Here is a 21,748-nt window from a genome sequence, read left to right on the forward strand (position 1 = left end):
ATAGAATGCGAAAATTTTCAAAAATAGTTATATGTGTTGGTGCGTTAATAATGATTATACTAGGCATGATTGTACATGATACATGGAAGGATAGGATTTATTTTTCTTTAGCTGTACTTTTTGTTACCGTACTTTCTTTACTATGGAATATAGTTGCTCATAATATTATGGATAAATTTAGGGGGAGAGAATGAATAGTTATGAAACTTTTACTGATTGGAACAGTAGCGGGGTGGTTTAATTAACATGAAAAAAAGTCTAGATTTTAATAAGAAAGCTTTTGCACATTATATGGCTCTTTATCCTGTAAATGAAATAAGAGTCCACGTAATTGGTCTTGTCCTTTTGGGGGCAGATGTGTTTGTTCTTTTGCCTGCTTTTGCGAATCCTTTTCGATTACTCTATGTATATATAGTAACTCCTCCAGTTATTTTTTTAAATTTGTGGGCGATATGGATTGCTATCAATCCTCGGAAACGACAGTTACAATACACTCTATTTCGAGGAGTATATGGCGCCATATGTTCAGTCGGATTATTGGTTATAACTCAAAAATATGCTTATGAAGTGTTACAATTACAAACTCCCATCTATTTTATTCTTTCATTTGGTTTGTATGGTTTTGCTTTGTATCTTTTTTATAAAAATCATATTGAAAAACTTCAGGAACCAAGAAAAAAATCAAAATCATCGAAAGGAACTGGTGGTGTAAAAGTAGCAGCTATTGCAGCGGGATCGGGGCAGTTAATTGCTAATATAATTCTTAGCATTGCAACACAACAGATGGGTGCGATTGTATTTATGTGTGCATGCACAGTGTTTTCGTTTGGTTTGTTTTATATGATTATAGAACTCCATAAGTATTATTATTTACGGAAGCATATAGAAGATGGAGGGAAAATACGTATAGGCTTTTAAAGAGAATTTGTTGCATTTCAAGTATATAATCGCATTCTTCTTATGGAAGCCATTTACGAGGCTTATAGCAATGAAAGATGTATAAGTGGAAGATTATATTCTGGTAAAACATCTGAAGGAATGGAAATTAGGTTTGTTCTTATTAATGATAAGATTATAACTGTTTATCCAATGTATTAAAGAATGTGAGGTACTCAAAATTGAAAGTAACTACTTAGCCCATAGTTAAAAATGCAGCGCAATATGGAGGGAGTTGTTAAGAAGCACTCCCCCTAAGTTTCAGATGAAATTAAATGATTGAATATTTACATTTAAATAATCGACTATTTATGCTTTAATATTTATATGTACATAACTGGAATGATTAGGAAATTATATTTAATATGTTTTAAGAAAGGGGAATGTTTTTTATATGGAAACTCCAGAAAATCAATTTAAACGTGCACTTAATCCTTGGTTCTCCATTTGGACAAAACCACGTGATACAATGAAAGAAATTTTTATATCCAAACCTAAGAATGTGTTTTTACTCATTTTATTAGGCTCATTCGTACAGACTTTAGATCGAGCATCTTCTAAAAATATGGCGGATTCAATAAGTAGTCCAGTTTCATTAATCTCAATGGTTATATTCGGTACCTTCGTTGCCTTCTTAATTTATTATTTTTTGCTACCAGCGTTATTTAATTGGGTGGCAAAAAAACTTGGTGGACAAGGTACCTTTGAGAAAACACGTTACTCAGTTGCCTATTCTTATATCCCTTACGTTTATTCTCTTATATTAGTTTGGGTGCCTTCATTTTTCTTGTTTGGGATAGAAAACTTTACGAGTGAGACACCGAAAATGGAGAGTAGCATAACTTTAACGATTTTGTTTCTTATTTTTGCCATAATTGATATAGTTATTGGAATTTGGACAATCATTATTTCCTTAAAATGTTTAGGAGAAGCACACCAATTTTCAGCATGGAAAGCATTATTAACAATAATAATATCCTTTATGATTATCATTCTTCCTTTAGTAATAATAGTATTTCTTATAGTAGGGGTTACAACTTTTTAATCATTTATTTGCCTCTTATTTATCCAAATGTTTTCTACGCGCTGTTAGTAATTGTTACAGGGTGAACAACCACATGATTCGGATGTTCTACTTGGCGAAGCGTATGACCTATATGATCAAATTAATCGCCCGTTTTACGGCCTGTTTTTCTTATTATCAGTGTTAACAGGAATTTGTGAAGGCAACTTGAAAATCAAATATTAAACTATTAAAACCTTAGGAGAGCTGAGTAGATTGTCTTTGTTCGTCTCTTATTTTCCAATTGGAGGCTAATTATTACCAATTGGTTCTGTAGCTCTTATAGAAGAAATTAATCAACCTCTTATGATTTATGGAAGAAAGCAACAACAAGCGGATAATAAATTATGCGATTATGTTTCTTGTCCATATCCTCATGGTAATTTATCAAAAGAATATAATGTGTTTTTTAATCATAATCAAATAATTCATTTATTATTTAAGGGTTTCGAAACAGAGGATGAATTAGAATTAAGAAGTAAATTATCTGAGTTTTAGTGAAAATGGAGAAAATATAATATGGTTTTAGGAATTTCATATTCTGATATTTTTCGTATCATAATTATTGTTTTGTTTTTTTTCATTTTTTGGAGATTGAATACTTGGTATAATAAAAAATATAATGTTCCTAAGGTTTTTCAATGGTTTCCTAGAAGATGGGGAAAAAGAAAAGTTTCAGAGCATTTGTCTCAACTAGATAAAAAGTTAGAAGCTGAAGGTAAAGGTATCTGGGTTACAATCTATGCTATTGATTTGTACATTGTAACTATTCCTTGTACAGTAAAAAAATATAAATCTTAATACATATATGTTTATAAAAAAGACCTTTTATTTTAAAATAAAAGGTCTTTTTTATAATGATTGAAATAGTAATTTTAAGTGAATTAAATTTGAAATGTATCAAGAATATTATCTTTTTCTTCTTTATTAATTCCAATATATTTCAGGAGGGGGATGTGTGGTGTGCTATGGTTAAGAATTTCTTGTAACATAGCAACATCTTTTGTTTGTTTATAGAACCAATAGCCGAAGGTTTTTCGCATGGTGTGAGTACCAATGGATTCTACATCGGCAAAATCTCCGGCTTTTTGCAATTGTCGATAATACGTGTTTTTTCGTCATACAAAAACCTCTACATATAAGTAGAGGTTTTTAAATTATATCTTAATGAATTATGCTTTCTTAGATAAAGCAAATCGAGTTCAGGTAAACGAAGAACATAGATAGAATACATAATTTTAACTAGACTTATTATTAGCTAGTGTATCCCCACCACCAAGCTCCGCCTCAATCTGCGAAGTTTTCGATGACTCATCCATACGCCAATACGTAATAAAGCTGATTGCGATACATCCAGCTACGTAGAAGTAGAATAGTGATTCCATTCCGATGCTCTTTAGCCATAAAGCGATGAACTCGGCTGTTCCACCAAATATCGCAACTGTTAGTGCATATGGTAAACCTACGCCAAGTGCGCGAATTTCAGTTGGGAAGAGTTCTGCTTTTACAATTGCGTTAATCGATGTGTAACCAGTAACGATAATGAGACCGACCATCATGAGTAAAAATGCTACGATTGGTTCTGTCGTTTTTTCCATGAAGAAGAAGATCGGTGCTGTTAGTAATGTTCCGAGAATACCGAATGCCATTAATAGTGGGCGGCGTCCAATTTTATCGGATAGTAGTCCTGCAATTGGTTGAAGTACGACGAAAATAAGTAGTGCGACAAAGTTAATCCAGCTTACAACTTCTTTCGGAAGACCGACTGTGTTTACCATGAACTTTTGTAAATATGTTGTGTACGTATAGAATGCGACAGTGCCTCCTAATGTTAGGCCGACTACTGTTAATACTGCTTTCGGGTGCTTCATAAGAGCGCGAACAGTTCCTGCGCTTTCGCGTTTTTGTGATTTTATGTTTGCGAATTGCTCTGATTCATCCATCGTGCGGCGAAGCCATAATACAGCTACTGCACCCATCGCTCCAATAATGAATGGAATACGCCATCCCCAAGCTTTCATATCTGGTTCGCTTAGTAATTGCTGAAGAATAATTTGAACGCCTAACGCAACCATTTGTCCGGCAACGAGCGTTACATATTGGAAACTTGAATAAAAGCCGCGGCGACCACTACTAGCCATTTCAGATAAATACGTTGCGGAAGTTCCGTACTCTCCGCCGAGTGATAATCCTTGTAGTAAACGGGCAAGAACTAAAATAATTGGTGCCATAATACCGATGCTTTCGTAACTAGGTGTACAGGCGATAATTAAAGAACCACCGGCCATAACTGTAATCGAAAGCGTTAATGCTGCCCGGCGTCCGTGCCGATCTGCATAGCGTCCCATTAATAAACTTCCGATAGGGCGCATTAAAAACCCAACTGCGAAAATAGCTGCTGTGTTTAGTAACTGACTCGTTGGATCTCCTTTAGGAAAGAACTCTGCTGAAAAATAAACGGCGAAAGCAGAGTAAACGTACCAGTCGTACCATTCAATTAAATTGCCGACTGAACCTTTGAAAATATTGCCGGCCACTCGTTTTGAGTTTGCTTGAGCCATAATCATTCCTCCTCTTGCTTAGTAATAAAATAATAATTATGAAAGCGTGTTCATTATAGTTGAATTGTACTGTCTGTAGAATAAAAACTCAATATTATGACAATTTTATTCTTTTTGTACTTTATGTACATGGAGAGTTTTAATAGTTGCTTCCTTATTCGTTTTGTCATAATAATAGAAAAAGGAGATTGATAGTTTAGAATATTTTATCAAAGGATATGAAGTATGAAGAAATCACGCAAAGTGTCATTGCAAACGAAAATAGTAAGCTTAATTATTACGTTAATTTTATTTGTTGTTCTCCTATTAGCAGGAATATTTGTTTACATTCAGTCCGTTGATACGAAGCGCCAAGTGGAGCAGCTAGCACTGCAAACAGCGAAGTCGCTTTCTTTTATGCCAGCTATAAAAGATGCTTTTCAGAATAACGAGCATAAAAGTACGATTCAATCCATTGCGGAACAAGTTCGTGAGCAAGCTGGTGCAGATACTGTCATTATAGAAGATCGCTTTGGGGTGACGTATTCCCATTCTAATTCGGAGTTAATTGGCACAAAGAGTAACAATCCATATAACTATGAAGCACTCACTTTTGGTGGCTATTATACGCTTGAAGGAAATGGGGAAAGTGGTCCAGCTTTAATGGCGAAGGCGCCCATTATTGTTCATAACGGAGACTACGATCAAGTCGTAGGCGTTGTAACAGTAGAGTTTTTAATAAAAGGTATTGAATCTAACATACTGAGCAGAACGAAAGAAATTATACTCTTTTCCTTAGCTGTATTAGTAGCGGGAATTGTTGGCGGCATTCTTTTAGCACGCAGCATTCGTAAAGATACACTCGGTTTAGAGCCGAATGAAATCGCAGCGCTATACCGAGAACGAAGCGCGATACTACTATCTATAAAAGAGGGGATTATCGCCATCGATCAAAACGGTTTTATTACGATGATGAACACGTCGGCAGAAGAAATGTTACATGTAAATGGTGATTATATGCAGCAACACATTTCAAAAGTTTTACCGGAATTTAATATGGAAAGAGTGCTAGAAAACGATCAAGAAATCGCGTTTCAAGATAAAGTGTTTATTTTAAACATGACACCGATACTTGAAAATAACAGTACGGTAGGAGTTGTATGTAGTTTTAGAGATAAAACAGAACTGCAAAACCTTGTGAACACAATATCTGAGGTAAGAAAGTATTCTGAGGACTTACGCGCTCAAACACATGAATTTACAAATAAGCTTTTCGTTTTATCAGGATTACTTCAGTTAGGACATTACAAAGAGGCGATTGAATTTATCCAGCAAGAATCTAATATTCATCAAAGTCAAAACCATATTTTATTTCATCAAATTCATGATGCGAAAGTACAAGCTATTTTATTAGGGAAAATCGGAACAGCATCTGAGAAGAAAATTGATTTTCATATTGAAGGAGATAGTGCGCTTCATCCGTTACCAGACCATATAAAAGTTTCACACCTTATTACGATCCTTGGAAACATAATCGACAATGCGTTTGATGCGGTGAGTGAACGAGAGGAAAAGAGAGTTTCCTTCTTCGTTACGGATATTGGGCACGACATTGTGTTTGAAGTGATAGATAGTGGAGCAGGGATACCGGTAGAAAAAATTACGACCATTTTTCAAAAAGGATTTTCAACGAAAGGAAATGATCGTGGTTACGGACTAGCAAACGTGAAAGAAATGGTAGATCTGCTAGGGGGAACAATTGAAATTCAAAACGAGAAAAATGGGGGAGCTATTTTTACAATTTACCTTCCGAAAATATTGAGAGAAAGTACATGACAAACAGGGAGATGGGCATATGTTGAAGGTTGCAATTGCAGAAGATGATTTCCGCGTCGCGCAAATTCAAGAGGAGTTTTTATTGAAAATAAAGGATGTAAAAGTGGTCGGAAAAGCATTGAACGCAAAAGAAACGATAGAACTACTACAAAAGGAAGAAATCGATTTGCTTCTATTAGATAATTACTTACCAGATGGAATCGGAACAGACTTATTGCCGAAAATCCATGCTAAATTTCCAAATGTTGACGTCATTATGGTAACGGCGGCGAATGAAAACTACATGCTAGAAAAAGCAATTCGAAACGGCGTAAGCAACTACCTTATAAAACCGGTCACGTTAGAAAAATTTGTTCGCACCATTGAAGACTATAAAAGAAAGAAGCAATTATTACATAGTAACAATGAAGTAAATCAAGCACTCATCGATAACTTCTTCGGGACTTCGCAAACACAAGACATAAAAAACTTACCGACAGGTGTTGATCCGTTAACACTGCAAAAAGTGAAAGGGATTATAAAAGGATTCGAAGAGGGCATTACAATAGAAGAAATGGGAGAACAAATGGGGGCCTCCAGAACAACCGCAAGAAGATATTTAGAATACTTAGTAGCGACAAACGAATGCACAGTAGAGTACACATACGGCATTATCGGACGACCAGAACGAAAATATCGCATAGGACGAGGGCTATGAAAAAACGATTATTACTATGTATATGGATCATGATAGGAGTAATAGCTGGTTGTTCCTCGGAAAAATCCCATACGAATAAAGTGAACATAGACAAAGTAGAAATCGTTGCGCCAAACGTTCAAGGAGCAGGATGGGATTTAACGGCACGAGCAATGCAAAAAACGCTGACAGAAGAAAAAATCTTCACAAAACCAATCACTGTCACAAACAAAGTAGGTGGCAGCGGTGACGTCGGATGGAAATATACGAAACAAAAAGGCGGTCACGTACTGGCGATTAACTCGAGCTTACTCATAACGAACAACCTACTAGGCCACAGTAAACTAACATATAAAGACTTCACGCCGCTCGCGACACTCGCATCGGACTGGGAAGTTGTTGTCGTATCAAAAGAATCAAACATAGAAAACGCAAATCAACTAATGGAACAACTAAAACAAGACAAGAAAAACTTCAAAATCGGCGTTGCCCCCGGCCTAGGAAACGACGATCACCTATCCTTCGTACAAGTAAGCAAAGCCTTCGGCATAAACCCAGCCGAACTACAATTCTTCGTCTACGAAAACAAAGAAAAAATCATAAACGCCCTAACGAACAAACAAATAGGCGCCGCAACCATGACCCTATCCGAAGCCGAAAAACAATACAAAGCCAGCAAAATAAAAATACTAGCCGTATCCGCACCAAAACGGCTAGACCGACTACCAGAAATCCCAACGTGGAAAGAACAAGGAATCAACGTCATCTTCCAGCACTGGAAAGGTATTATGGGTCCGAAAGATATGACGGAGGAAGAGGTTGCTTATTGGGATGGTGTTATTAAGAGGATGGTGGAGAGTGATAGTTGGAAGGGGATTTTGCGGGAGAGAGGGTGGAATTCTTATTATCAGGGTAGTGGGGAGACGAGGGGGTTTTTGGAGGAGAGATATGGTTGGTATGGGGGAATGGTTGGTGGAGCTAAAGTTGATAAGTAATTTTAGCAACCACAACTCATGAAATATTGATATCATTCTTAGTATGTTTATTTAGAATTTTAAATAGAGAGTATTTAGTTCAATAAGTTTTTATATAGAATTTTCCTTTTATGATAATAATCAATTATCATGGTTTCATAGTTTAAGATGGAAAGGGAAATCTAAAGAGGAGTATAATTGAACTGAATGAAAAAACATTAAAGGTGTAGGACGGGGGAATTATGGTGATACATACTTTAGTAAGGGGACAAAAGATAGATGTTACAAAGAATCATCCAGAGATGAAAGGATTACTGGTAGATTTAACTTGGAATGCCCCAATGAATATAGATGTAGATGCATCAGCTTTTTTAGTAGGTTTTAATGGGAAAATTACTAAAGAAGAGGATTTTGTTTTTTATGGACAACCTTATTCTAGTTGTCGATCTGTTCAATTAAATCAAAATATCGCAAATGGAAGTAAACAAAGATTTTCGATAGATTTTACTCATATAAAAGATGAGGTACAAAAGGTTGTATTTTCGATTACAATTCATAATGCTGAAGAGAAGAAACAGGCGCTACGAGATGTTTCCCACATTCAATTGAAAATAAACAACGCACAATCAGGATTAGAAATTATTCATTTTCCTATCACGTATCCATTTACAGATGAAAGTGCCATTATTGTTGGAGAGCTATATCGACATGGAGGAGGATGGAAGTTCAATCCGATTGGAGCTGGCTATTTTGGTGGATTAGCTGCATTGTGTACAAATTTTGGAATAGAAATCGCAGAGGATGAAAAACAAACTGCGCCCTCTGTAGAGAAGAAAATAGTCCCTACGCCGCCTCCAATACAAAAAACTATTAATGCAGTGAAGGTTGAATTGAAGAAAAAACAATCTATCAATATACAAAAATCTAAAATGGTAACAGCTACTTTAGAATGGGAAACAAATAAAGATTTAGACTTATACTGTTTTTACGTAACAACGAATGGAGAAATAGGAAAGGTTTATTATAAAAATCTAGGTTCGTCTAAAGTGTCGCCGTATATTGTGTTGGATGGCGATTCGCAAGAGCCAGGAAAAGAAACAATTCGTATTTACCGACCAGAAGCTTTAAAATATGTTTTATTTGCTGCGTATAGTGCTGTCGGCAATGGGGTAGGTAGTTTTTATTCTATGAGGGCTAAGGCTGTTGTCGATAATCATATGGGAAGCGTTGTAACAGCACCGTTATTAGAAATAAATGACCATGCTTATTGGGTGTGTATTGCTCATATTGATTTCACCAATTCAAATGAGATAAAAATTTCACATGTAGAAAGCTACTCAAAAGACCATTCAGAGGCTTCACCACTGTTGTACGAAAACGGGAAGTTTCGAATGGATGTAGGGCCGATTGAATTTAAAAATGAAGAGGATTATCAGAAGTATTTTAAATAATAGAGTAGAAAATCATACATCATATTGTATGATTTTTCTTTTATACATAGTTTGGTAAAATGGTAGTAATTGTAATTAATGGTAACGGTGGGGATGAAAATGTTAGAGAAACTCATAATTGAATTGGCTAAATTAACGAAGCAGGTTGAAGATATAAATGGTGATAAAACTTATTGGATTATAAACAAGGATGATAAAGGATTAGATGTTCAAACTAAAACTTCAAGTGGACAATATGCAAAGGAAGAAGAAGCACGATCTTATTTTAACGTGAGTTCTGAACTTCTTAAGAACGCTTGGAAAAAATTTATCGATATGCGTACGGTAAAGAGTGAGGATTTCGGACAAGCAAGTGAATGTAATGATTTCTTGATAGTTTTCTTTGCACAGCTTCCATTTGTGAATGTAACGGAATCAGGGGCTATTACATTTAAAGAGTTCCAAACTGATAATTTGCCATGTGAGCAGTATCATAAAGTTGTTGGATTTTTGGAAGAGGTAATAAACAATACATACGATCCGAAAAATTTAAGTGATCAAACCAATGGTAATTTGTATAGAGTTAAATCTAAAGGAAGACAAGATTTAAGATTACTGGGATTTTTAAAGGATAATCATAATATTAATACATCTTTATTAAATGAATATATTGAGGCGGAAAATAAGAATGATGTTATTCGAAAGTTAGTTTTAAAGCAGGAATACGTTCACATTGTTATGTTTGTGCTTAATCTTTTAAGAGCATATCAGAGAAGGGACAAGAAAGCAGCTTTAGTACATTTAGCGATGACGATTGTTCGGAACTCTAGAGGGGATAATTTAATGCTAGAATCATTAGCGAAAGAGCGTACGCATAACCTCTTAATGTGGTCTGAGAAATTGGAAATAATTAATGCTGAATGGATTCCAGCCGAACAATACATAAAAAAGAGTGAAGAAAAGGGCGGTAATATGAGTAGTAGTTTACGTGAAGGCTTTTTAAAGATACTGAAAGAATATTTGGATGCAAAAACAGAAAAATTTGCAGGACATAAATTAGGATTAACAGTCCGAAATGATATAGCAACAGAGATCATTCGTTTACCATTTATAAATGAGAAGCAGTACAGTGTGATAGGGTCAGTCGGAAAAGGGAATTGGGCGACAGTTCCATGGATTGCGCTAATGCATAGAAGTATTACAACATCGACACAGAGAGGGTATTATATCGTCTATTTATTTAGTGAAGATATGCAACGATTGTATTTGACCATTGGACAAGGTGTAACAGAAACGACTAAAGAAGAGATGCAAAAAATTAAAGAAGAGATTCGTGAACAAATACATATGTCCGACAAAGTGCAAAAAGATGATGAAATTTTCCTAGGTACAAGCCAAAAAGCAAAAGGATATGCAAATTCAACAGCGGCTTATATTGTGTATGATGCTAATAAAATGCCAAGCGAAAAAGAGTTAGTAGAGGACCTAGAAGAAATGTTTCGTTATTATGAGGGATTCATAGCTTATAAAGAGAAAGGAACGAAATATGAAATGATTTATGAGAGGAAAGAAGTGTATTTAGATCAGCAATCAATTATCGATCACGTGTCTTCTTATATTCAAAGTAAAGGTTTCTTTTATGAGAGAAAGGATCTTATTAACTTTTTCCTTTCATTAAAGACGAAGCCATTTGTAATTTTATCGGGTATTTCAGGTACAGGGAAAACGAAAATTGTTCAGTGGTTTGCGGAGAGTTTAGGGGCTACGGAAGAGAATGGACAATTTACACTTATTCCGGTTAGACCTGATTGGAGTGATAGTTCTGATTTGCTTGGCTATGTGAACCTTCAAGGGGAGTTTCAAGAAAGGCCGTTAATTAAAGTTCTTGAAAATGCAGATGCAAATCCAAATAGGCCGTATTTTGTAGTGTTAGACGAGATGAATTTAGCTCGAGTAGAATACTACTTTAGTGACTTTTTAAGTGTAATCGAGAGTCGTAAATGGAAAGATGGAAAAATTGTTACATCACCTGTTCTTCCTGAGTCAATTGCGAATAAGCATATTACGATTCTATCAAATGTATACATTATCGGAACGGTAAATATGGATGAAACGACACATCCGTTAAGTAAGAAAGTATTAGATCGTGCGAATACAATTGAATTTAATACCGTTAACTTAGATTATTTTAATTTTTTAATGGATGTAGAAGAGAAGGAAGCTGAAATTGCTTCAAATCGCTCTTTAGAAACTGAGTATCTTCATCTGAAGGAATGTTTTAAAGAAAACGAAGATCTTGTGAGAAATATATCGAACCTTTTAATAGAAATAAATAAAATACTTGAATCAGTTGGAGCTCAAGTTGGGTATCGTATACGAGATGAAATTTGCTTCTATATGGCATATAACGAACAAGGGAAGTTATTATCGTTCGATGAGGCGCTTGATTATCAAATATATCAAAAGATTTTACCGCGTCTTGCAGGAAGTGATGGAAGAACGGAAGAGGTATTAAAGCAATTGTATGTATTATGTGCAAATGAAGAATATGATAGTGGCAATAGTGATGCTTCATATGCTAAGTATCCTCGTTCCGCTAACAAGCTGTCTCATATGTTAAGGAGGTTGGAGTATGATGGTTTCACCTCTTTCTGGATCTGATAGTGAGATAGAGCTAGTTAAGATTGAAACAGAGGAGCTATCATTGACGATTAAAGGAAATCCTTATCATGAAAAATATGAGAGTTTAAAAGAATATCACGCTATGAACGCGGATGAAATGATGTATTTTCATGTAGATGGGAAGACAGAATCCGTTTCTGTATTTGATGCGAGATTGCAGAGGCTAGACGAATGGAACGAACACCCGCCAATCTTTTTTGAAAATAGAAGTTATCAGCTTGTTGTTGTTCCGAAAAAGAACCAACAGCTCTCTTTTTATCATGAACATCCGGGGTTTCGAAAACAAGTTAGCTCTATTCAAATGGGGTCACTTCATGTGTTAATGGGGAATCTTTCGTTTCCAAATGAAGTAGGAAATACAACATTTGAAATTAAAGACGCACAAGACACTTTATTAACTGTTACATTTGAAGTTTTCCCGGCAAAGCTTGATTATAAGGATGATTACAGAGCCTTATTAGATGAAGTAAATGATGAAATTTATAATTTAGCATTTCATTTACTAAAGAGAACTTACTTAGGAGCATCTGCAATTTACGCTACAAATCCATCGAAGAGTGAATTTTATCGTATTTTAAATGATTCCTTTGAGCGATTTATGAAGTCAATCTCTCATATAAAAAGACAACCGCATCATACGCTTATGACTAGACATCAACTTGTAAGAGGAGAAAAAATTCGTAAACTGGATTCTGTCGGAATGAACTATTTGCGAAAGCGATCACACTTGCTCCAAGGAGAAAAAAGTATACCGACTAAAGGGATTACAGCTTATAAGGAAGTTTCTTATGATACGCTGGAAAATCGATTTGTTAAATGGATGATTCAAAGAGTCGTACATAAAATAGATGATTTACTTAAGGCGCTAGAGCCAAAGTCTAGATATACACGTGGTGTAACTGATGAAGATTTGCTAGAGCGTGTAAAAAATATGAAGTATCGAATGAAAAATGAATTGAACGATCCATTTTGGAGAGGGATCGGAAAATTGGATCGCTCCGTTTTTTCACTCGTCATCCAAATGGCTGCAGGTTATAGGGATGCATATCAAATTTTCTTAATGCTATCGCGAGGTTTAACATTAAGAGGACAAATTTTCAAAATGTCAGTAAAAGATGTCGCAAGGCTATACGAGTATTGGACGTATTTAAAGCTTGGACAAATTTTATCGAAAAAATATATACCGCTCCATCAAGATGTTATTCAAGTTAAACAAGATGGTTTATACGTAACGCTAGACGAAAGTAAAACTGCGAAAAGAACGTTCAAACATCCAGAAACAGAGGAGGTAATCGAACTTTACTTCCAGAAACGAAACAGTGGACTGCCAACAGTTACACAAAAGCCAGATACGATGCTTGCTATTGAGAAAAAAGGAAAGAACTATCAATATCAATACATTTTTGATGCGAAATATCGAATTGATTTTGCTGAAAGCTCTCATTATAAAAGGAAGTATGGCGCCCCTGGCCCAATGGAAGAAGACATTAATACAATGCACCGCTACAGAGATGCATTAGTAGTAGAGCAAGAAGGGCCATTTGAACGAACAGCTTACGGAGCATACGTATTATTCCCGTGGAACCAAGAGGAAGTGTACGAGAACCATCCATTTTATAAAAGTATAGAAAAAGTAAATATCGGTGGCTTCCCATTCTTACCAAACGCAACAAGACTAGTCGAACAATTTCTAGATCATCTCATTGAAAAAAGCCCAGAAGAAATTATAAGAGAAGGTATCCTTCCAAGAGGAACAAAAGAAGAATGGCACTCCTCACTAGAAGAAAAAGTATTAGTAGGCAGCGTGAAAACTGAAAATGACTATGAAACATATAGAAAGAATGGCGTATATCAGCTACTAGTCACACAACTAAAACCAGGATGGCAAGAAGCGAAATACATAGCATTATATGCACCGAAAAAATGGCACGGAGAAAAAGGCGGAATCCAATACGTAGCCAAAATCAAACACATTCAAATGCAACAAAACAATGAGTATATACATTTCGAACTAGAACCATGGAAAAAACTAGACCATCTCATCCGCCCAGTAGGATATGGCATTCAAGCATACACAATAACAACTATGTCGTTATTAAAAGAAGTACAAGAACTCCCAGAACTCTTTATGAAATCAAAAGAAGAACGAACTCTTTGGAAAACTTTGCGCCGTTTTACGAAGCAGGTTAAGGTTGAGCTGGATCATCGTAATTTAGATGAGGCGTCTTCTATTAGGAGTTATTATGTGCAGGACGTTCAGATTTGGGTTGATTATGAGAATGAGGTTGTTATGGTGGAGAGAGGTGGGTTAGTTAAAGAGGTTCCTTTGGAGTTGGTTGTTGGTAGGGGATCGGTGTTGTTTAAGGAGGTTTTAGAAGTATTACATGTTGAGGAATAGTGCTTAGATACAAAGGGGATTAAGTAATGGATAAGAGACCGAATTTATTTTCACATGGAACAAGTGAATTGTCGCAAGATGCTTTTATTTGTTTGCTAGCAGAGTGGGCGAAACCAGTCTATAAAGAAACTGATGAATGTTTACATGAAGCTGGTATAGATTTTATTAGAATAATATATGACTTACATAAAAAGAACTTTCCAACTTCTATTAAAGAAATTAAGATTACGAAACAATTCAAAGGTTTAGATATACTTATTGAAGTTAACGGTAATCAGGCTATTTTAATTGAAGATAAAACATATACAAAAGAGCATTCTAATCAATTAAAGCGTTATTATGAAGAAGTGGCTAAACTAGAAAAATATAAAGAGAGCGACCTATTACCAATCTACTATAAAATAGGTAATCAAAGTGATTACTCAGCGGTAATCGATGCAAAATATATGTTGTTTACAAGAAGACATATGCTTGAATTTTTACAAGAGAATATAGATAGAGGAGTTCAAGATCAAATATTTTTAGATTACTATTTTTATTTAAGAGAAATAGAGAAAAAATATGATTCGTATAAGAGTCTTCCATTAAGCGAATGGAAAGGTGAAGATTGGGAAGGGTTTTATGAGGAGTTAAAGCAACGCGGGATCAAAGGTCAATATGGGTATGTAGCTAATCCGAATGGTGGGTTCTATGCCTTATGGTGGAATGAACAAGAGGATAATGATTGCAGGCGGTATTTGCAGTTAGAAGAAGGACGTTTATGTTTTAAAATATATGTTGCTGATCAGCATAGAAGAAAAGAACTTCGGGATAAGTGGAGTAAAGCGCTAATTGAACGGAATCATAATTTTTCTTTTAATGTGGAGAAACCTAGGTTTGGTAATGGGCGATATATGACGGTTGCTGTGGTGAGGGATTATAGAGTGGGAGATGGAAAAGGGAGGATTGATATTTTGGGAACGATGGGAGTTTTAGGGGAAGTGGAGAAATTTTTAAAAATGATAAATGTAATTGTGAAATAGATTAGATAAATATTAGTCGGATAAATTGTATTAGTAGCTATGGGAAGAAGAGCATATGAGATATATGCTCTTCTTTCTATTTGTAAATAACGTGGATGTGAAACTTTAAATGATGACCTCCACCCTGTCAAGGTAAAGGCCTTATTTTATCTATATTAGTGATACCAGATTTTTTCTATACATTCCCCTTGCACCTCCCCCAACGTCACCCCCTAACCTAAAGAAGACAAATCAAAAAAAGGGGGATCAAACCACTCATGAAAACCACTACAAAAGAAAAAAGAGACACCATCATCATGCTACTACTCTCAGCCGCAATAGGAATCTTTTCACCACTATTCATGTACATTACGCTGGCACGTAAAAATGAAGTGTACAAATATCATTGCCGAAAGGCGTTCAACTTTCATTTGTTAATTTTTCTTCTATTTAATATTAGTTCGCGTATTAGTGATGTTTTGTTTTGGATTGTGTTTGCCTTTGAGGTCGTTCAAGTGATCATTGTTGCGTGGAAAGTAATACGCGACGAGCCATATCGTTATTTCATTCGAATTCCGTTATTTAAAGAAGATAAGTATGTAGTGGAAGGAGAATAGATGATGAAACAAGAAGTGGAGGTAAAGGGAAAGCGATTTTTCGTTATGATTGCATTGTTGTTTATTGCAGTTTATATCGTTTTACGAAGACGAAAATATGAGTACTTTTATGACGGTATTAGTGAGTATGAACATCGTTATAGAGGGAATGTTCTTTTTGTATTGCTTGTTGTAGGTTTGTTTCAATATTGTAGGCAGAATGAGATGAGTTTTTCTCATATGCTTCAGTATGTGAAAGATAAGTTATCGGAGTAGGTTATGATATGGCGTGGATGATTAGTGAGTTTGCAAGTGTTGGGGATGTTACGGTGCGGACGCTTCGTTATTATGACAAGATTAATTTATTAAAGCCAAGCGATTATACTGAGGGCGGGCATCGGCTATATACGAAAGATGATTTGTATGTGCTGCAGCAAATTCAATCGTTTAAGCATCTCGGTTTTTCGCTTGGGGAAATTCAAAATATTATATTGCAGCGTGATATTGAGACTGAAGAATTTTTAAGACAAATGCATTTTCAAAGAGAATTGCTTTTTGCAGAGCAAGAAAGAATTGCGAAGGTGCTTTCGCATATGGATGAGATGACGAAGAAGTTTCAAGAGGAAGAACGAGTGGATGTTGCTTTGTTTTCTTCTTTTCTGCAAACTTTTATATGGGAGAAAGAAAATAAGGAATGGTTAGAGGAACACTTTTCAAAGGATAGTGTTCAATCTTTTTATAATAATAGGGAATTAAAAGAAAAGTTTGATCGGCGATTTATGAATGTGATAGGGAAATTGAAAAAGTATAAGGAAGAAGAGAAGGATCCGATTCATCATGACGTTCAAGTTACCTTGAAGGAATTTTTCAATGTAATAGAAGAAGTAACGAACTATCTTGATATACTTCAAAGCGATATAGAGGATATAATCCAAAAATCAAACCGCCCACTATCCGAATTTCCGACCATCTTCACAACCGAAGAAGAAAACTATATAAAAGAAGCAATGCAGCAGTTTAACACCTAGTTAAACTGCTTTTCCATTATAATAGAAGAAAAACCTATCGGAGGGAACCCATATGCCAACCTACAACAAACTAATCCGAAACAAAATCACGCAAATAATAAAAGCTAACGGAAAAACAACCATAACAAGAATCCTAAACGAAGATGAATACATAAAAGAAATCTGCAAGAAAACACAAGAAGAACTAACCGAATATCTAGAAGCAGACACAAAAGAACACAAACTCGAAGAACTATCCGACCTCCTAGAACTAATAAACGCCCTAGCCGAACATGAAGGCACAACACTAGAAGAAATCAACAACATCCGTAAAAAGAAAGCAGAAGAACGAGGTGGCTTTTCAGATCGAGTCTTTCTAATTGAAGTAACCGATAACTAACCCCTCCTAAGCCCCTTACAAGCCCCTACCAAGTAATAAATCACTAAGAAAAAACATAACAAAAACAAAAACAAAAACAACAACAACAAACACCGTAGTAGTAAAAAAAAATTTAAAATAACACGCCAAAAACCCGACCAACCTCCCATATATATTATGAAGAGGTTTTTATTTTGAACGGAGACGGGAGGAATTGGGATGGCGGTGTATCGTACTGTGCAGGTGAATTTTTGGCAGGATGATTTTGTTTTGGATTTGACGCCGGAGGAGCGGTATTTTTATGTGTATTTGCTGACTTGTTCGAAGACGACGCAGTGTGGGATTTTTCCTTTTCCGAAGCGGTTAGCTGAGATGGAGACGGGTTATAACAGGGAGACTGTTGATAAGCTTGTGCAGCGCTTTGTTGATTATGGAAAGATTCTTTATGATGCGGATACGCGGGAGTTATTCGTTTTAAATTGGCTTCGTTATAATCCTGTGACGAATACGAATGTGGAGAAGTGTGTACTTCGTGAGCTTAAGGGTGTGAAGAATAAGGAGTTTGTACATATGTTTCTTCAAAAGTGCGTAGAGGAGGAGCTGAATGTTCCGATGCTTTTAGCGCATTTCGGTATGCCGAGTGAATTGGCTGTGGATGATGTTGATCCGATTTGTGAGGAGACAGAGGAAGAAGAGGTTGTAGAGGAAGAAACGGGAAGTAAGGTGTTCACGTTTTATGAGCAGCATTTCGGTAGTTTGTCTCCGCATACTGTGGAGGAACTGAGTGCGTGGATGGAAGATTTGTCAGAGGAGCTTGTGCTGAAGGCTCTTCAAATTGCGTTTGAGAATAATAAGCGGACGGTTGCTTATGTGAAGGGGATTTTGAGAGGGTGGCATGGGAAAGGATTTACGAAAGTATGTGAGGTTGAGGCGGATACGGCGAGCTTTAGGAAGAAGGAGTCGTTTGTTAGTACGGGGGAGACAGAGGAGTTTTTGGCGAGGTGTGAGGAGTGGGAGAAGAATGCGCCGTCTGAAGAAGAGTTGCAGCGCTTTTTAGCGGAGCGCGGGTGGCGGCCATGAGTATTCAAAATGTGGAGGCGGAGAAGACGGTGTTAGGTTCTCTATTAATTGAGGGAGAGCTTATTAAGGAGTGCCGTTTGACGGAGCAGTATTTTTCTATGCCAGTACATAAGTCTATATTTCAGTTAATGCGAAAAATGGAAGAAGAGGGGCAACCGATTGATCTTGTGACGTTCATTTCTCGGGTAGATCCGAAGTTTTTAGAGGGGATCGGCGGAATGGAGTATTTTATAAGGTTAATGGATGGTGTGCCTACAACTGCCAACTTCTCTTATTATGAGGGGCTTGTTCGAGGTGCGTGGAAAATGTATCAGGCTGGTGTTCTCGGGCACAAGATGGGAGAGCGTCTTATTGCGGAGAAGAGTGAGAAAGTTATCGGTGAGACGATTACGGCACTTTGTGAGTTAGAGGAGAAGGACTCTGTATGTGAGTTTGATTTGAAGGATGCATTAGTTGATTTGTATGAGGAGCTTCATCAAGATGTGAAAGAGATTACTGGTATTGAGACTGGTTATACATCGTTAAATAAAATGACGTGCGGATTGCAGGAAGGTGATTTCGTCGTTCTTGGTGCGCGCCCTTCTATGGGGAAGACTGCGTTTGCGCTTAATGTTGGATTGCATGCGGCGAAGTCTGGAGTGGCGGTTGGATTGTTTTCGTTAGAGATGAGTAGTAAGCAATTGTTAAAAAGGATGGCTTCTTGCATAGGTGAAGTGTCAGGAGGTAGGCTGAAAAATCCGAAGCATCGTTTTGCGATGGAAGATTGGGAGAAGGTAAGTAAGGCGTTTGCGGAGATTGGTGAGTTGCCATTTGAGATTTACGACAATGCAGGCGTTACGGTACAAGATATTTGGATGCAAACTCGTAAGTTAAAGAGGAAGCACGGTGATAAAAAGATTTTAATTATTGTAGATTACTTGCAGCTTATTACGGGCGATCCGAAGCATAAGGGCAATCGATTTCAAGAGATTAGTGAGATTTCTCGTAAGCTTAAGTTATTAGCACGTGAGTTAAATGTTTGTGTAGTAGCGTTATCACAGTTATCTCGTTCTGTAGAGTCACGACAAGATAAGCGGCCGCTATTATCTGATTTAAGAGAGACGGGACAAATTGAGCAAGATGCGGATATTATTATGCTTATGTATCGCGAAGATTATTACGATAAGGAAACGATGCAGAAAGAGATGACGGAGATTCATGTGGCAAAGCATCGGAATGGGCCTGTTGGTAGTTTTAAGCTGAGGTTTTTGAAGGAGTTTGGGCGGTTTGTGGAGGGGAAATAGTGAAAAGGCTGGAGCATCACTTTGCAAATAAAATAAAGCATAAGTGTTCTATTTCATTCACTTATGCTTTATTTTTTGATTCTTTTCATATACTCCTTATTTCCCCATAAAGAAAGACTTTCTTTCTGCCGTAATCCATTGCTGCAAGTCATCTTGGCTACGTCGGACAAGTCGATTTACTAAAACATCATGCCATACATAATCCTCTAATAGGTATATATGAACGGGGTCATCTGTATAAAAAGCAATATTACGCTCTTCAAGTGATGGTCCATAAATCATCTCTTTAGAATCTATCGATACAATAAACCAATGTTCTGTAGACAAGGTTTCTGTATAAGGTGTTATGCGATGGGCTTCTAGATTTTTAATGGGATTTTCAACATGCAGGGTAATACCTTGTATTGTAACTTTATCAGCTACTTCAGATAGATCTTCTTTTAACGCTTCATACATCTCATCCCACATTGAAATGACAATACGTCGTTCTGCTTTTTTTATTAATGCCTGACAATAGCTAATGATTGTTTTATTGTCTTTTAAAGTAATTACTCGATTATCCGTTTTTTCCTCGGAAATTTCTAGTTTTTTTAATGAATCACTTATTCCTTCGTAAGTAGACTGCCATTCTGTTTGCGCCTTCTGTAAAAAGATTTCAACAGGTAGAGGTGAATAGCGAGTGGTGTCATTTATTTCTTCCTTCATGACAATTCCTTTTTCTACAAGGTTACCTAAAATCTCATAAATTCGCGCTCTTGGGACACCCGAATCCTTACTCACTTGGTAGGCTGTGACAGGCCCTTGTTTAACAAGAGATACATAAGATTTAGCTTCATATTCATTGAAACCAATTTTTTTAAGCTGTTGCACTATGTAGTCCACTTTTTTCGTCCTCCGATGTTTGCTTTTATATTTCAACGTTACAATAACTGTTTACATTTAGCAAATTATTAGTTACTATTCGAATAGTGACTAAAGGGGAGGTTAATAGTATGGATTTTTATTTAGACCCATCTGTATTAATGATTTTGATTGTTTTTGGATTTGTAGCTGCATTTATTGATTCAGTTGTAGGTGGTGGTGGACTCATTGCTTTACCAGCTTTATTATTTACAGGATTGAATCCAGCAAGTGCAGTAGCCACGAATAAATTAGCATCGACAATGGGGAGTGCAACTAGTAATATTGTGTTTTATCGTTCTGGTAATCTTGATTTGAAATCGGCGTTTAAATTATTTCCAATCACTTTCATAGGTTCCATAATAGGGGCATGGACCGTTCATTTAATGAACCCAGAAGTACTGAAGCCATTAATGCTGATCATGCTTGGTGTGGTCGCTATTTATACGATATTCAAGAAGGATTGGGGAAGTATTTCCACTCATAAAAAATTGTCTGGTCGACACGTCATTATTTTTACCTTTTTTATTTTTGCTATTGGTTTTTATGATGGATTTCTAGGGCCTGGCACAGGTTCGTTTTTAATGTTCGCTCTTTTATTTATTGGGTATGATTTTTTAAAAGCAGCAGGTACGGCGAAGTTTCTTAATTTAGGAAGTAATGTTGGTGCATTGTTGATGTTTATGTATGTAGGGCAAGTAAACTATGTGTATGGCTTCATAATGGGGATTGCTCAAATTGCTGGAGGAATTGTCGGCTCCAAATTCGCTATAAAAAAAGGAAGTGGGTATGTTCGTGCTCTTTTCATTACAGTAACTTGTTTATTGTTAGCGAAAAATCTGTATGACTATATTCAGTAAGTAATCAAAGGATGTAGAAAAGGTCAAATATGTAGATTACATAAAATATAAGAAGACAATAGGGGAAATTCCTTTTAACATTTTTTAGATGCTATTTATTCAAAGAT

20 protein-coding genes and 1 pseudogene are annotated in these 21,748 nt (G+C 36.2%); 18 read left to right on the plus strand and 3 right to left on the minus strand.

All coding sequences use genetic code 11. From position 1 onward, the window contains the following. Nucleotides 1-246 precede the first annotated feature (246 nt). The 4 genes from AXW78_RS04565 to AXW78_RS04580 all read left to right on the plus strand — a co-directional run bounded on the left by AXW78_RS04565 (nt 247) and on the right by AXW78_RS04580 (nt 2,800). Nucleotides 247-918 carry a hypothetical protein gene (locus AXW78_RS04565; protein WP_061883828.1) on the plus strand — a complete coding sequence of 224 codons (672 nt, stop codon included), beginning with the start codon at nt 247-249 and terminating at the stop codon, nt 916-918. Nucleotides 919-1,330: 412 nt separating this feature from the next. Next, entirely contained in the window at nt 1,331-1,981 is a 651-nt protein-coding gene (locus AXW78_RS04570; protein WP_000449722.1) for a Yip1 family protein, read from the plus strand. 324 nt (nt 1,982-2,305) lie between these two features. After that, complete coding sequence (locus AXW78_RS04575) at nt 2,306-2,497, plus strand: DUF4176 domain-containing protein (protein WP_000639126.1); 192 nt, start codon at nt 2,306-2,308, stop codon at nt 2,495-2,497. Nucleotides 2,498-2,518: 21 nt separating this feature from the next. Continuing rightward, nucleotides 2,519-2,800 (plus strand): hypothetical protein, encoded by a 282-nt coding sequence (locus tag AXW78_RS04580; RefSeq protein ID WP_046945335.1) that lies wholly within the window; start codon nt 2,519-2,521, stop codon nt 2,798-2,800. A gap of 83 nt (nt 2,801-2,883) precedes the next feature. Here the strand turns inward: AXW78_RS04580 and AXW78_RS04585 are convergent. Both AXW78_RS04585 and AXW78_RS04590 read right to left on the minus strand, forming a co-directional pair. After that, a pseudogene (locus AXW78_RS04585) lies at nt 2,884-3,102 on the minus strand (tyrosine-type recombinase/integrase); the annotation flags it as partial. A 135-nt stretch (nt 3,103-3,237) separates the two neighbouring features. After that, the gene (locus tag AXW78_RS04590) at nt 3,238-4,560 is read right to left on the minus strand and encodes an MFS transporter (RefSeq protein ID WP_061883829.1); all 1,323 of its coding nucleotides are present in this window, start codon (nt 4,558-4,560) and stop codon (nt 3,238-3,240) included. 225 nt (nt 4,561-4,785) lie between these two features. Between AXW78_RS04590 and AXW78_RS04595 the strand changes: the two genes are divergently transcribed. From AXW78_RS04595 to dnaB, 13 genes are all read left to right on the plus strand, one after another. Next, nucleotides 4,786-6,375, plus strand: a complete 1,590-nt coding sequence (locus tag AXW78_RS04595; protein WP_061883830.1) for an ATP-binding protein — start codon at nt 4,786-4,788, stop codon at nt 6,373-6,375. A gap of 19 nt (nt 6,376-6,394) precedes the next feature. Further along, the gene (locus tag AXW78_RS04600) at nt 6,395-7,072 is read left to right on the plus strand and encodes a response regulator (RefSeq protein WP_061883831.1); all 678 of its coding nucleotides are present in this window, start codon (nt 6,395-6,397) and stop codon (nt 7,070-7,072) included. Further along, entirely contained in the window at nt 7,069-8,046 is a 978-nt protein-coding gene (locus AXW78_RS04605; protein ID WP_061883832.1) for a tripartite tricarboxylate transporter substrate binding protein, read from the plus strand. Before AXW78_RS04600 ends, AXW78_RS04605 begins: the two co-directional genes overlap by 4 nt. A gap of 224 nt (nt 8,047-8,270) precedes the next feature. Continuing rightward, nucleotides 8,271-9,476, plus strand: a complete 1,206-nt coding sequence (locus AXW78_RS04610; protein ID WP_061883833.1) for a TerD family protein — start codon at nt 8,271-8,273, stop codon at nt 9,474-9,476. 99 nt (nt 9,477-9,575) lie between these two features. Continuing rightward, nucleotides 9,576-12,116 (plus strand): MrcB family domain-containing protein, encoded by a 2,541-nt coding sequence (locus AXW78_RS04615; RefSeq protein WP_061883834.1) that lies wholly within the window; start codon nt 9,576-9,578, stop codon nt 12,114-12,116. Next, nucleotides 12,091-14,535, plus strand: coding sequence for a restriction endonuclease-like protein (locus AXW78_RS04620; RefSeq protein WP_061884833.1), 2,445 nt, complete (start codon nt 12,091-12,093; stop codon nt 14,533-14,535). Before AXW78_RS04615 ends, AXW78_RS04620 begins: the two co-directional genes overlap by 26 nt. A 26-nt stretch (nt 14,536-14,561) precedes the next feature. Continuing rightward, nucleotides 14,562-15,557: a PD-(D/E)XK nuclease family protein gene (locus AXW78_RS04625; protein WP_061883835.1), complete on the plus strand. Its 996-nt coding sequence runs from the start codon at nt 14,562-14,564 to the stop codon at nt 15,555-15,557. A gap of 257 nt (nt 15,558-15,814) precedes the next feature. Further along, nucleotides 15,815-16,153, plus strand: a complete 339-nt coding sequence (locus tag AXW78_RS04630) for a magnetosome magnetite crystal formation protein family (RefSeq protein WP_061883836.1) — start codon at nt 15,815-15,817, stop codon at nt 16,151-16,153. Then, nucleotides 16,154-16,408 carry a hypothetical protein gene (locus tag AXW78_RS04635; RefSeq protein WP_061883837.1) on the plus strand — a complete coding sequence of 85 codons (255 nt, stop codon included), beginning with the start codon at nt 16,154-16,156 and terminating at the stop codon, nt 16,406-16,408. 8 nt (nt 16,409-16,416) lie between these two features. Next, nucleotides 16,417-17,160, plus strand: a complete 744-nt coding sequence (locus AXW78_RS04640; protein ID WP_061883838.1) for a MerR family transcriptional regulator — start codon at nt 16,417-16,419, stop codon at nt 17,158-17,160. A 52-nt stretch (nt 17,161-17,212) separates the two neighbouring features. Beyond that, nucleotides 17,213-17,539: a nucleoside triphosphate pyrophosphohydrolase gene (locus AXW78_RS04645; RefSeq protein ID WP_061883839.1), complete on the plus strand. Its 327-nt coding sequence runs from the start codon at nt 17,213-17,215 to the stop codon at nt 17,537-17,539. Nucleotides 17,540-17,737: 198 nt separating this feature from the next. Next, nucleotides 17,738-18,598: a DnaD domain-containing protein gene (locus AXW78_RS04650; protein ID WP_061883840.1), complete on the plus strand. Its 861-nt coding sequence runs from the start codon at nt 17,738-17,740 to the stop codon at nt 18,596-18,598. Continuing rightward, nucleotides 18,595-19,881, plus strand: coding sequence for a replicative DNA helicase (dnaB, locus tag AXW78_RS04655; RefSeq protein ID WP_061883841.1), 1,287 nt, complete (start codon nt 18,595-18,597; stop codon nt 19,879-19,881). The genes AXW78_RS04650 and dnaB overlap by 4 nt, the downstream gene beginning before the upstream one ends. Before the next feature lie 96 nt (nt 19,882-19,977). Here dnaB and AXW78_RS04660 read toward each other — a convergent pair whose 3' ends face one another. After that, nucleotides 19,978-20,763, minus strand: a complete 786-nt coding sequence (locus AXW78_RS04660) for a TrmB family transcriptional regulator (RefSeq protein ID WP_061883842.1) — start codon at nt 20,761-20,763, stop codon at nt 19,978-19,980. Nucleotides 20,764-20,873: 110 nt separating this feature from the next. Between AXW78_RS04660 and AXW78_RS04665 the strand changes: the two genes are divergently transcribed. Then, nucleotides 20,874-21,641, plus strand: a complete 768-nt coding sequence (locus AXW78_RS04665; protein WP_000348433.1) for a TSUP family transporter — start codon at nt 20,874-20,876, stop codon at nt 21,639-21,641. Nucleotides 21,642-21,748: the final 107 nt, after the last annotated feature.

The organism is Bacillus thuringiensis (assembly GCF_001595725.1).
Taxonomy (GTDB): Bacteria; Bacillota; Bacilli; order Bacillales; family Bacillaceae_G; genus Bacillus_A; species Bacillus_A thuringiensis_K.

What these genes read in the sequence shown, in the direction of transcription:
- AXW78_RS04570 (WP_000449722.1), top strand. Translation starts at nt 1,331, where the DNA reads ATGGAAACTCCAGAAAATCAATTTAAACGTGCACTTAATCCTTGGTTC.
- AXW78_RS04590 (WP_061883829.1), bottom strand. Translation starts at nt 4,560, where the DNA reads ATGGCTCAAGCAAACTCAAAACGAGTGGCCGGCAATATTTTCAAAGGT.
- AXW78_RS04580 (WP_046945335.1), top strand. Translation starts at nt 2,519, where the DNA reads ATGGTTTTAGGAATTTCATATTCTGATATTTTTCGTATCATAATTATT.
- AXW78_RS04595 (WP_061883830.1), top strand. Translation starts at nt 4,786, where the DNA reads ATGAAGAAATCACGCAAAGTGTCATTGCAAACGAAAATAGTAAGCTTA.
- AXW78_RS04625 (WP_061883835.1), top strand. Translation starts at nt 14,562, where the DNA reads ATGGATAAGAGACCGAATTTATTTTCACATGGAACAAGTGAATTGTCG.
- AXW78_RS04615 (WP_061883834.1), top strand. Translation starts at nt 9,576, where the DNA reads ATGTTAGAGAAACTCATAATTGAATTGGCTAAATTAACGAAGCAGGTT.
- AXW78_RS04575 (WP_000639126.1), top strand. Translation starts at nt 2,306, where the DNA reads ATGATTTATGGAAGAAAGCAACAACAAGCGGATAATAAATTATGCGAT.
- AXW78_RS04565 (WP_061883828.1), top strand. Translation starts at nt 247, where the DNA reads ATGAAAAAAAGTCTAGATTTTAATAAGAAAGCTTTTGCACATTATATG.
- AXW78_RS04630 (WP_061883836.1), top strand. Translation starts at nt 15,815, where the DNA reads ATGAAAACCACTACAAAAGAAAAAAGAGACACCATCATCATGCTACTA.
- AXW78_RS04665 (WP_000348433.1), top strand. Translation starts at nt 20,874, where the DNA reads ATGGATTTTTATTTAGACCCATCTGTATTAATGATTTTGATTGTTTTT.
- AXW78_RS04645 (WP_061883839.1), top strand. Translation starts at nt 17,213, where the DNA reads ATGCCAACCTACAACAAACTAATCCGAAACAAAATCACGCAAATAATA.
- dnaB (WP_061883841.1), top strand. Translation starts at nt 18,595, where the DNA reads ATGAGTATTCAAAATGTGGAGGCGGAGAAGACGGTGTTAGGTTCTCTA.
- AXW78_RS04650 (WP_061883840.1), top strand. Translation starts at nt 17,738, where the DNA reads ATGGCGGTGTATCGTACTGTGCAGGTGAATTTTTGGCAGGATGATTTT.
- AXW78_RS04635 (WP_061883837.1), top strand. Translation starts at nt 16,154, where the DNA reads ATGATGAAACAAGAAGTGGAGGTAAAGGGAAAGCGATTTTTCGTTATG.
- AXW78_RS04640 (WP_061883838.1), top strand. Translation starts at nt 16,417, where the DNA reads ATGGCGTGGATGATTAGTGAGTTTGCAAGTGTTGGGGATGTTACGGTG.
- AXW78_RS04605 (WP_061883832.1), top strand. Translation starts at nt 7,069, where the DNA reads ATGAAAAAACGATTATTACTATGTATATGGATCATGATAGGAGTAATA.
- AXW78_RS04620 (WP_061884833.1), top strand. Translation starts at nt 12,091, where the DNA reads ATGGTTTCACCTCTTTCTGGATCTGATAGTGAGATAGAGCTAGTTAAG.
- AXW78_RS04600 (WP_061883831.1), top strand. Translation starts at nt 6,395, where the DNA reads ATGTTGAAGGTTGCAATTGCAGAAGATGATTTCCGCGTCGCGCAAATT.